Annotated in this window: 5 protein-coding genes; all 5 read left to right on the forward strand. The window is 39.5% G+C overall.

The window, feature by feature from the left end; genetic code table 11:
• Positions 1-58: 58 nt before the first annotated feature.
• The 5 genes from AAC026_RS06355 to AAC026_RS06375 all read left to right on the forward strand — a co-directional run bounded on the left by AAC026_RS06355 (position 59) and on the right by AAC026_RS06375 (position 12,201).
• Entirely contained in the window at positions 59-2,398 is a 2,340-nt protein-coding gene (locus AAC026_RS06355; RefSeq protein ID WP_339696027.1) for an ABC transporter permease, read from the forward strand.
• An 87-nt stretch (positions 2,399-2,485) separates the two neighbouring features.
• Entirely contained in the window at positions 2,486-4,885 is a 2,400-nt protein-coding gene (locus AAC026_RS06360; RefSeq protein WP_339696030.1) for an ABC transporter permease, read from the forward strand.
• Positions 4,886-4,937: 52 nt separating this feature from the next.
• Positions 4,938-7,268 carry an ABC transporter permease gene (locus tag AAC026_RS06365; protein ID WP_339696033.1) on the forward strand — a complete coding sequence of 777 codons (2,331 nt, stop codon included), beginning with the start codon at positions 4,938-4,940 and terminating at the stop codon, positions 7,266-7,268.
• Between the two features lie 11 nt (positions 7,269-7,279).
• Entirely contained in the window at positions 7,280-9,727 is a 2,448-nt protein-coding gene (locus tag AAC026_RS06370) for an FtsX-like permease family protein (RefSeq protein WP_339696036.1), read from the forward strand.
• 11 nt (positions 9,728-9,738) lie between these two features.
• Positions 9,739-12,201 carry an ABC transporter permease gene (locus AAC026_RS06375; RefSeq protein WP_339696039.1) on the forward strand — a complete coding sequence of 821 codons (2,463 nt, stop codon included), beginning with the start codon at positions 9,739-9,741 and terminating at the stop codon, positions 12,199-12,201.
• The last annotated feature ends 4 nt before the right edge of the window (positions 12,202-12,205 follow it).

Here is a 12,205-nt window from a genome sequence, read left to right on the forward strand (position 1 = left end):
ATAACTGATAACTGATAACTGATAACTGATAACTGATAACTGATAACTGATAACCGCTATGTTTAGAAACTACTTTTTCGCCACAGTAAGGTCGCTCAAGAAGAGCCCGATTTTTACGATGATCAATGTGCTTGGTTTGTCAGTAGGCATCGCTGCATTTATATTGATCGCCCTCTTTGTGCGGAATGAACTCACCTTCGATCAGTTTCATAAAAACCACGATACAATCTACCGCAGTTTTACTTACAACAAAAATGGCTTTAGCATGGATTTTCCAAGTGAGTTGGCTGAACTATTAAAACAGACTATGCCAGAGGTGGAATCAGTAGCGACTGTGTCTGGAGGAAGCGATGTTTTGATGGAATATGAAGGAGAAAAAGTTTTTGAAAAGGAGTTTTACAGTGCAAGTACTGAGTTGTTTCAGATGTTTGATTTCTCATTGAAATATGGAGTTGCATCAGAAGCCTTGTCCACTCAGGATGCGGTTGTGCTATCTAAGTACATGGCCCTTAAATATTTTGGAAAGGAAGATGTGGTAGGAATGTCTTTCAAAATGGCCAATGAAGAAAAAGAAAGACTCGTTACGGGTGTTTTGAACGATATTCCTGAGAATTCAAGGTTTCAGTTTAATGTCATTATTCCTGTTCAAAAGTCGGCCAACCCTTGGCGCTGGTCGGGTTCAGGAAATGTATATATGCAGCTGAAAGAGGCGGTGGATGAATCAGAATTTTCTAAACAGGTCATGAGTATGGCTGTTGAAAATGGTTTTGTTGAAGGTGATTTTGAATTTCCTGTAGAGAATTTTGGAGAACTATATTTCAATACTCAGGTATCTCATACGGCTTCTGGCATTAGAGGAAACAAGAACTTCATCTATATTTTTTCTGCCGTAGGAATATTCCTACTTGTGTTAGCATGTATCAATTATATCAATTCTTCTACCGCCAAATCGCTTGCTCGCTTAAAGGAGGTTGGAATAAGGAAAGTAGTTGGTGCCAATCAAGGGCAAATCAGGTTTCAGTTTTTACTGGAGACTATGCTATTGGTGAGTATTTCCGTCATTATTGCTGCGGCTTTGGCTGAATTCTTTTTACCAAACTTCAACGCGCTCTCTGGAAAAGTCATGAGCTTAAACTATTTTTCTGACGGATTTACGCTTTTCTTTTTGATAATGCTGATTCCGACAATTACCCTTTTTGCGGGGCTTTATCCGGCCTTGTTTGCCAGTAGATTTAAAACCCTGAAATTAATGAAGGGCGAGGGAGCTGTTGGGAAAGGATTGTTCAGGAAATACCTCGTAGCCTTCCAGTTAGTAGTTACAATGGTCTTGCTTTTCGGTACGCAGATCATTAAGAACCAAATCGATTTTTTTATGGAGGGTGAAATCGGGATGGATCCTTCCAACGTTGTTTCGGCTTATCGTCCTCGGGCAGTATCTTATGATATTGTAAAAGAAACCATAGAAAAAGTACCGGGTGTGGAAGTAGTTACCTCTTCACCATTTCCTTCCATAGGTAGTTCCAAAATCCCTATTCAATGGACAGAAGATAATGAAGGTCAATCGTTGAACGTCCACTATGATAGGGTAGCCATGAATGCGATTAAAGTATTGGGAGTTCAGATAATTGAGGGGAGAGGTTTTATTGAAGGAAGTGAGGATGATAAAAATTCCTCTGTAATCATCAGTGAATCTGTGGCCAAAACCATCGGTTGGGAAAGCCCCGTTGGACGAAAAATTAAATTGGCAAACGAGCAGTATCAGTATGTGGAAAATACCATCATAGGTGTTTTTAAAGACTTACAATTTAACCTCAAGCGCGAACCCTTGCCCGTGATCATTCTACCAGGGAGCTCTCAATACTTAGGGGCTGTAAATATTAAAATAAATGAATCGGACAGGGCGGAAACGGTGCTTAGAATTACCAAGGCTTGGGAAGAATTGGAGCCGAATAAACCCTTTGAGTATTCCATGATGGAAGATCAAATTCAGGCCAATTATGAAAAAGAGCAGAAATTCGGGAATGTGATCCAAATCTTTACCTGGATTGCTATTCTTATCGCTGGCCTTGGGTTATTTAGCCTCAGTGCGTTTACCATCCTTCAGAAATATAAGGAGATCGGGATCAGAAAAATTTTGGGAGCAACCGTTTCGGGATTGTTTTTGGATTTTCTGAAAAGCTATTTCGTGTTGATTGCCCTCTCGTCACTTATCGCAGTTCCTGTAGCGTATTATTTATTGGATGCTTGGTTGGCCGAATTTACCAATCGAATTCAGGTGGGGGCTGGAGTTTTTGCCATCGGAATTGGTATTTCAATGCTTATCGTAGTTTTTACGGTTGGCTATCAATCCATAAAGGCAGCACTTTCCAACCCAGTAGATATTTTAAGGAATGAATAGAGAAAAACTAGAAGGAAGCCCAAAGAGGGAAGAAAACCCAGTGAGCTCTCTTTAACCAATAAATAATAACCAATAACTCAAGGTACAATGGTCAAAAATTATCTTAAAATCTTAGTCAGAAATTTTGTTCGAAACAAAACTTTCACGCTCATTAATATTAGCGGCTTAACGTTGGGTATTACATGTAGCTTAGTCATGTTCTTGATTGTAAAACAAGAGCGCAGCTTTAACCAATACCATAAAAATATAGAGTCTATTTATCGGGTTGGCCACATTGATGTAGAAGACGGAAGGGAATATTCTCAAGGCGGAGTGCCATTGGTTATGCCTGCTTCCATCAAAGACGAAATAGTAGGGGTGAAGGAAGTTACTTTGATTTCTCACGAACGCTATGGCCTCATTTCAGTAAATAATGGAGGTAAAATTGAATACTATGAAGAGGACCCAGAATTGGTATACATCGAACCCTCTTTCTTCAATATTTTTGACTGGAAACTGCTAGAGGGTAGTGTCGAGTCGGTATTTAACCAACCCAATATTGTAGCCTTAAACAAAACACTGGCCGATAAATACTTCCCTAATCAATCTGCGGTAGGACAAACCATAAAACTGAATAAGGAAACGGACTTGAAGATAGTAGCCGTAATGGAAGACACTCCCAAAAACTCTGACTTTCCTTTTGGTATTTTCATTTCTATGGAAACAAAAAAAGCGAATGATCCTAAGGAGTTTAATAATTGGGGGAGTATTTCAAGCGATAACGTAGCTTTTGTGCTTCTAGAAAACAATGTAGATCCAGCAAAAATTGATGCCCAGTTTCCAGACTTTATAGAAAAACACTGGGACAAGGATACTCGCGAGGCGCGCACATTTCTACTAGCTCCTTTTAATGAATATCATTTTGACGAACGTTTTGGGGTATTTAGCCAGCGCCAAGTACCCAAAGCAATTCTGTATGCCTATATCATTATCGGCATCCTACTCATTGTAACCGCCTGTTTTAACTTTATTAATATGTCTACCGCCATGGCCGTAAAACGTGCCAAGGAAGTAGGAATGCGTAAAGTGCTTGGGAGTAGCCGTAAACAATTGGTTATGCGATTTATGGGCGAAACATTCGCCATTACACTTATTGCCTTGTTTATTTCAATGGCACTTACAGAAAGGCTTTTGCCTATGGCCATTAATGATTTTATCGGTATTGAAGTGCCCTTTAATCCTGTTACAGACTTAGCCCTTCTTGGCTATTTGCTTGTTGTTCTTTTTGCCGTATCTGTATTGGCTGGTTTGTATCCTGCCATTGTATTGTCGAGCGCAAAACCCATTTATGCTCTTAAGGGAAGTATGACAAAAGGGAAAGGCAATTTATTCTTTAGAAGATCATTGGTCTTTACGCAGTTTCTAATTTGTCAGATTTTGATTTTCGGAACTGTAGTCGCGGTACAGCAAATGGATTATTTCAGTTCGGTAGATATGGGATATGACCAAGAATATATTCTGAATATCAATTTGGCCGAAAATGATAAAGCAACTCGCGATCTGTGGGATTCAAAAGTTCAGAACATTCCGGGTGTTGTTTCTCACTCTTTTAATTATAAACCTCCATTTTCTGGTTCTCAGTCGGTAACCAACGCCTTTTACTATGGCATAGATAGCGCAGTAAATGAGCTTAATACCCATGTGAAAATGGCTGACGATCAGTTTCAAGAAACTTATGGCTTAAAGCTAGTAGCTGGTGATTGGTTAATGAAAAGTGATACCGTAAACCAATATGTGGTAAATGAGACCTTCTTGAAAAAACTTGGCATTACTGACCCGAATGAAGTTATCGGTGAGCGAATGAAGCTATGGGGCATGACTGCTCCAATTGTTGGTGTAGTAAAGGATTATCATGTTACTACTCTATCTCAGGCCATTGAGCCTGTAGCCATGTTTAACCGACAAGAGAACTTTAGAACCCTAGGACTACGCATTAACGGACAAAGTTCAGCCAGTGTGATTTCTGAACTGGAAACCATTTGGAACGAAATTCATGAAGAATATGAATTCGACTATACTTTCTTAGATAAACAAATTGCCGACTTCTATGAAGGAGAAAGGAAAATGTCGCAAATGTTAACTGTGTTTGCGTTCATTGCTATTTTCATTGGCTGCTTGGGTCTTTATGGATTGGTGTCGTTTATGGCCAATCAAAAAGCCAAGGAAATTGGTATCCGTAAAGTTTTGGGGGCTACCGTAGCAAATCTGATGGGGCGTTTTTCAATTGAGTTTATTGTTTTAGTTGGCCTGTCATTTTTGTTGGCCGCTCCATTGGCCTATTGGGGAATGAACAGTTGGCTTGGGCAGTACGAGTACCGAATTGCAATTGGCCCAATTATTTTCTTGATCAGTATTGGTGCATCGCTTTTGATTGCTCTCGCCACTACTGGTTATCGTTCCATGCGGGCCGCTACTGCCAATCCTGTCAATTCACTTAGAGACGAGTAAAATGATAATACACTTTTTCAAAATAGCGACCAGAAATATAAGGAGGAAAAGCATGATGTCTTTTCTGAACGTTGCAGGACTTAGTTTGGGTATCGCATCATTTTTGGTCATTTCCCTGTATGTTTTTCAGGAAAATACTTTTGAAAAAGGTTTTGAGAATAGGGAACGGGTTTACCGTTTAGAAGAACACTTTTTAAGCATGGGGCAGGTGGCCGTAACCAGCCCCAACTTACAATTTAAGCTGAATGAGATTCCCGAAATAGAAGCTGCTACTCGGGTACACTTGAATGTAAGCGAAACAGTTTTGCTTAATGGAAGAGGAATTAAAGTGAACAAAACCCTTCGGGCGAAGAATGATTTTTTTGAACTGTTTGATTATAAACTTTTAATGGGAAATCAAGCCAGCCCTTTAAATGGGCCTGGTTCTGCGGTGATTTCAGAAGCTTTGGCCGAAACGATTTTTGGGAGAAAGAATGTGATAGGTCAGTCAATCAAACTGAAAGGAAAAGATGAATTGATCATTAGTGCTGTAGCATCTACGCCTTTGATTAAATCACATCTCGATTTTGATTTATTCGTGTATCCTGAAAAGGAAGAAGAGTTTTCAGCCGAAAGTGGTTGGTACGGTATTGCAGGCTATACTTATGTGAAATTGGCCTCTGGAGTATCTCCTGAAACCTTGAATAGCAAGCTTGATGAACTGGCCAAAACTCATGTATTTCCAGTGGTTTTCAAGCCTTCGCCTGATATGGGTTTTGAAGATTGGATTGTGAACGAAAATCGTATTCAGTTTATGGCAAAGCCTATTGGGGATATCTACCTCCATTCCAATTTGTCTTTTGAAATGTCGGCTGGTGGAGATCCACAAATGCTTACCACCCTATCAATTATCGCGGTATTTATCTTGACGATTGCTATTATCAATTTCATGAATTTGACCACCGCGCGTTCTTCTTCCAGGACTAAAGAAATTGGAGTTCGGAAGGTTTTGGGTTCGAAGCGAGAAGGGTTGGTATTACAGTTTTTGGCCGAATCTTTATTGATTACGCTTCTTTCTGCCCTGATTGGCGCTGGGCTTTCTGAAGTCATGATTTACGGTATCAATGCCTATTTTGGGTCTGTGATCGGCCTTTCGCTTTTCTCAAACACTACCTTACTTGCCTATATAGGATTGGGTGTTTTGTTAGTGGGCTTGGTCGCTGGCTTGTACCCAGCGTTCTACCTTTCCTCGGTAAAGGTGGTGCCCTTACTCAAAGGCATGCGCCTTTCAAAAGTGCTTAATCTGAATGTGGCGAAATTGCTCAGAAACGGACTTGTGATTACGCAGTTTACGCTTTCTTCGGGAATGATCATCGCCACGCTTTTCATTTACAGTCAGTTAGTACATTTGAAAAATAAGGATTTAGGCTTTGCCGAAAATCAAGTTTTGATGATTAGTAATGCTCAAGATTTGAAAGACGGCAAGCAGGCATTCAAAAATGAATTGCTGAAAATCCCAGGAGTAAAATCGGCTTCCTATAGCAAACGAGTACCAGGCGGTAATTTCGATGATGTGCACTCTATAATGCTAGATGCCAATAATACGGTAGTCTTTGCTGCATTTACTGTAGATGAGAGCTACAAAACTACACTCGGTTTAAAGATGAAAGAAGGAGAGTGGTTTAGGGATAAACTTGTTACTTCAGATTCACTGGTGCTTATTAACAATGCTGCCGCTCAATTGCTGGGTTTGGAACATCCAGTAGGAGAAGTGATTGGCAATTATTACCAAATTATTGGGGTAGTGGAGGATTTTCACTACGGTTCTCTTCGCAACGAAATTGGCCCAGCACTGTTCAGTTATTCCGCTACAGAAGGAGGGCAGTTGGCCATTCAGTTGGATGTCAATAAAGTACAGACTGAAGCCATTGCCAATATTTGGAGTCAGTTTACAGCGGTTCCTTTAGAATCGAAAATGCTGGAGCAAAATTTTGATGCCCAGTTTCAGAAAGAAACACAATCGGCCAATTCAGTGCTGGCTTTTACCATTTTAGCTGTTCTCATTTCTTGCATCGGTTTATTTGGCCTGGCCGCCTTTACAGCTGATCAAAGACTACATGAATTCGGTATTCGAAAAGTGCTTGGAGCTTCCGTTTCCGATATTGTTAGTATCTTCTCTTTCGATTTTTTGAAGCTAATTGGTATTGCCTTTTTGATTTCTATTCCTTTGGCCACTTGGGGTGTTAATGCTTGGCTGCAAAGCTTTGCCGATAGAATCTCATTATCTGCAGGTGCTTTTATCCTTGCAGGTATTTTGGCATTAATGATCGCCTTTTCTACCATCCTTTTCCAATCCCTCAAAGCTGGCCGACTTAATCCAGTAGATACCCTTCGGAACGAATAAACCTTAAAGCTATGATCAAACAAACCTTCAAATTTGCCATTAAGAGTTTTAGAAAGTCAGCACTGATGAACTACCTGAATGTTATTGGTTTGACCTTCGGTTTGTCTATTTTCTTTTTGACCTCCCTTTTCATTTACCAAGAGTCTACTTATGAGCACGACTTCACAGGTCATGAAAGGATTTATCAAATCGGAACAAGTTTTTATAATATGGGAAACAGAGCCATAACCTCTGTTAATGTTCCCATAATGACTTCTGAAATGCCCGAAGTAGAATATACTACGGTGTTTACGCATCGCAGTAACCAAGAAGTCCATTTTGAGGACGAAACTTATACAAAGCAAACGGTAATTAGTGCCGACTCACTGTTCTTTAAAGTTTTTGACTTTGATTTGATTGTTGGCGACCAACAAACAGTACTCAATGAGCCCAACTCGGTTGTCATTAGCGAGCAAATGGCACTGAATACTTTTGGTACAACAGACTTAATAGGAAAGGCACTTAGAATTGGCAAGAACAGAGAGTGTATAATAAAAGGAGTTAGTAAAAACCCAAAGTATAAAACTCAACTGAATTTTGATCTTTTGGTTTCGCAGATAAGGCAGACTAACCTAGGTAAAGGGTTTTGGGGCACCATTGGTTCTTATGTTTACGTGAAAACGCATGCCAATGTAACAGTTGATCAAATCAATAGCCAACTAGATCGATTGAATGAGAAATATATTTATCCATTGTTTGTCTCGGACGGAAGTATGGCATTCAGCGACTGGAGAAGTAGTGAGGCTTACTTAGGGTATTTTGCGGAGTCTTTAAGATCACTTAGGTACGAATCTGAGACAGAAACTGGCTTAATGCCCAAGGCCAACCTTAACCAAACCAACACTTTGTTAATAGTAGGCATTGCAGCCCTTCTTATATCAGTAATTAATTTTGTAAATATTAGTACAGCAAGAGCTTCTAACAGAATGAAAGAAGTGGCGATTAAGAGAATAATGGGCTCTTCTCGACTCTTACTTGTAGGTCAGTTTATGATAGAGGCTTTTCTTACGATTGGTTTAGCTTCTGTTTTAGCCCTGGCAATTACAGAATTGATGGTTAAAATTAAACCCACACTTTTTGGTAATTTTGTGGAGTTTTCCGTCTTACATTCTGGGCAAACCATGCGCGCCATTGTTATTTTGGTTGTTGGTATAACCTTGCTTTCGGGGCTTTACCCAGCGATTTACTTGTCTAGTGGGAAGACCATTACTATACTCAGAAGTGGTAGCTCGAAATATAGTTTCAGTGTTTTTAATGCCGCCTTGCTGCGAAAGTTTGCTACTGTAATTCAGTTCGTGTTTTCAATTGGCTTAATCGGAGCTGTGATTACAATGTTCTTGCAAATAGATTTTTTAAGAACAAGAGACATAGGTTATCATTCTGATAATGTGATTGTAATCCCTAATTCATTTTCTCTAAAAAATGAAAAGGCGGCTTTTAAAAATAAGTTGGAACGAATTTCTGGAATTGAGCAAGTCTCATTTATTTCTCTTGTACCAAGCGGTTTGAGTAAATGGGATGCTCCAATAGAGTTGAAAGATGAAAATGACATACCATTCTTTCACTATAATATTTCCGCAGATCAATCATTATTAGAAGCTATGAATTTGACCTTGCTACAAGGTCAAAACTTTGATAGCTCGCCTTACCAGGTCATTCAAAGAAACTATGATGGAGGAACAGTAGGAGAAAGTAAAGCAATAGGAAGTGATAGCCCCATACCCATATTGGTAAATGAAGCAGCTGTTAAAGTACTTTTAATAGAGAATGACCCGATAGGGAAAAGGCTGCAACATTATGTAATTATAGGTGTAGTAAAGGATTTTGTTTACACGGATTTACATGGGGAAATTGAGCCACTCGTAATTGAACAGAAACGAGAACCGGGGATTAGTGATCCAATATTGATTAAGGTAACCGACAAAGCTGCTGTTATAGATCAGGTAGAAACTCTTTGGGCGGGAATGACTGGAAAACCTCTCGATTACTATATGCTCAATGATAACTATGAGCGCCTTGTGGAGGCAGAAGAAGCTTCTTTTAACACGGTTTTAGCCTTTTCAATTTTCGCAGTGTTGGTTTCTTGTATTGGTCTCTTTGGGTTGGCCGCTTTCACAGTAGATCAGCGCATTAAGGAGTTTGGGATAAGGAAAGTGCTGGGGGCATCAATAACGGACATTGTAAAGTTGTTTAGTGGGGACTTTATGAAACTCATTTTTATCGCATTTGTCATCTCTATGCCTTTGACCATTTACTTCTTGGAAGCATGGTTGAATAATTTTTCCGCTAGAATCGATATTGGATATCAGATGGTGTTTTTTACGGGCATTCTGGCCATTATAATTGCATTAACCACTGTGCTGCTCCAATCTCTTAAAGCAGGGCGACTTAACCCAGTAGACACCCTTCGCAACGAATAAATCCTATGACTATGATAATTCAACTGATCAAATACGCATTTAGAAGTTTCAGGAAAACGCCTCTAATTCATCTACTCAATTTAACTGGCCTTACCATAGGGCTCTCGGTCTTTTTTTTGGTTTCGCTCTATGTTTATCAGGAGAAAAGCTATGAAAGTGACTTCAGTAATAAGGAGGATGTTTTTCAAATAAACTCTGAAATACAAGGAATGATGGATGGGATGGCAGTAAGTACTCCAAACCTTGCCTTAGTTCAGGATGAAATACCGGAGGTTGAAGCTATTACGGCTTTTACAAAAGGTAAGGCTGATCTGGCCACTGATGATAATAAAAGCTTGATGGCTGATGCTATCAGGACAGATGCTCACTTTCTAAAGGTTTTCGATTTTAAAGTAATAGTGGGAGATGCTTCTTCGGTGTTAAGTAAACCCAGTACTGCCGTAATTACAAATGAATTTGCAATACAGCTTTTCGGGTCGACCGATGTGTTGGGAGAAGTAGTGACGTATGCTGGGGATACTTATTTGATAAATGGAATAATTGAAAAACCACGCTATAAAACTCAATTAGATGTTGATGCAATTATGCACAACGCTAAAGTTGATGTTTACGAAACGAAAGCTTGGGGAGGTGCTTCGAAACACATTTACGCAAGAATCAATCAAGCTACTGACAGAGACAGTTTTGAGCAAAGTATGGATGAAATCGTTCTAAAATATATTTATCCACATACGAAGGGTGATGAAGCTGGAAATCTAAGCATTGAAGGTTGGAAGAAAGACCCGGCTTATCGAGGCTTAATGATTGAGTCTTTGGATGAACTAAGGACGGAATCCAAGGCCATGCTCAATCTAATGCCAAAACTTGATCAGAGTAGATTGACTACGATGATTATTGTTGGTATTGCCGCTTTGCTTATCTCGGTCATCAATTTCATTAACCTATCAACAGCGAAGGCTACCGTGAGATTTAAGGAGGTTGGCGTGAAACGTATTTTGGGAGCTAATCGTGGGCTATTGATTAGTCAGTTTTTAATTGAGGCCTTTATCGTTGTGTTGCTTTCGGCCATACTGGCCTTAGGTGTAGTAGAATTGGTGATCAAATTGAGTGCCGACTTTGGAGGTTCATTTGTGGAGTTTTCTGTCCTTCATTTTAGCGAATGGTTGATGGGCGCTGCTTTCTTTATTGTGGGGCTCACACTTCTTTCAGCGATCTATCCAGCACTTTATTTATCCAGCAATAAGTCCTTCATTCTCATGAGAAAAGGATTGCCGAAAAACGAGCTCAGTATTTTTAATGCAACAGGATTTAGAAAAGTAGCTACGGTAGTTCAGTTTGTAGGCTCCATTAGCTTAATCGCAGCGGTTATCGTTATGTTCCTGCAAATTGATTTCCTAAGGAATAGAGACCTAGGTTATGATGATAATGGGATTTTAACCACAAATGGTCTTTTCTATTTATCCAATCCAAGAGATGGAAGTAGTACAATTAGCGCTTTCCAAAATGAATTGTCGAAAAGCCCATTAATTGAAGAGTTTGGGTTCTCTAGTAGGTTACCAATGGATGATGTAAAGCAAGTCCCTATGCCATTGAAAGACGCGAATGGCAACGAACACCATGCTGTTATAATGCGCGCTAACATTGAGTATTTAAAATTGATGAAGTTTAGATTGAGCAAAGGCACAATGTTTTCGGGTGCAGAAATAGGTACTTCTACCGTGTTAAATTTAGACTCAATAGCCAAAAAACAATCCTTAATTAGGCCTGTGCTTATTAATGAGATGGCTGCAAGAGTATTTGGGCTTGAAGAGCCTATTGGAGAATTGATAAGTGGTAAGTATAAAGTTGTTGGAGTAATAGAAGATTTCTTTTTTAATGATTTAAGAAGAGCGGTTGACCCAATTATTATCGTAGAGTCACAGCCTAATTTATACAGCTATCTTACAATTAGATCGAAAGATCAGAATTCAGCAAAAGCGTTTGTTGAAAGTGTCTGGGAAAAATTGACTTGGGTAGGTTACAGTGATGAACGCTTAGAATGGGAGGCGCTTGAATCTAACTATGCTGAATTGATGAGTGAAGAAAATCAAGGTTTTTCCTATATGCTTTTCTTTTCAGTTTTGGCTGTGATCGTGTCATGCCTTGGTTTATTTGGCTTAGCTGTATTCACGGTTGATCTACGTTTCCATGAGTTTGGTATCCGCAAGGTATTGGGTGCATCAGTAATCGATATCGTCCAATTGTTTTCTAAGGATTTTGCCAAGCTTATTGCGATTGCTTTTGTTGTCGCCCTTCCAGTTTCCATTTATACCTTGCAAAATTGGCTCGATGACTTTGCCAATCGCATTTCACTTTCTGCTGAAGTGTTTTTGTTTACTGGGCTAATAACCCTGTTCATCGTTTTTTCCACCATTCTCTTTCAATCCCTTAAAGCCGGCCGACTTAATCCAGTAGACACTCTTCGGAATGAATAAACCT

The organism is uncultured Roseivirga sp. (assembly GCF_963973945.1).
In the GTDB taxonomy this organism is placed as follows: Bacteria; Bacteroidota; Bacteroidia; order Cytophagales; family Cyclobacteriaceae; genus Roseivirga.

Coding starts and splice junctions, on each gene's coding strand:
- AAC026_RS06360 (WP_339696030.1), top strand. CDS start 2,486: ATGGTCAAAAATTATCTTAAAATCTTAGTCAGAAATTTTGTTCGAAAC.
- AAC026_RS06355 (WP_339696027.1), top strand. CDS start 59: ATGTTTAGAAACTACTTTTTCGCCACAGTAAGGTCGCTCAAGAAGAGC.
- AAC026_RS06370 (WP_339696036.1), top strand. CDS start 7,280: ATGATCAAACAAACCTTCAAATTTGCCATTAAGAGTTTTAGAAAGTCA.
- AAC026_RS06365 (WP_339696033.1), top strand. CDS start 4,938: ATGATGTCTTTTCTGAACGTTGCAGGACTTAGTTTGGGTATCGCATCA.
- AAC026_RS06375 (WP_339696039.1), top strand. CDS start 9,739: ATGATAATTCAACTGATCAAATACGCATTTAGAAGTTTCAGGAAAACG.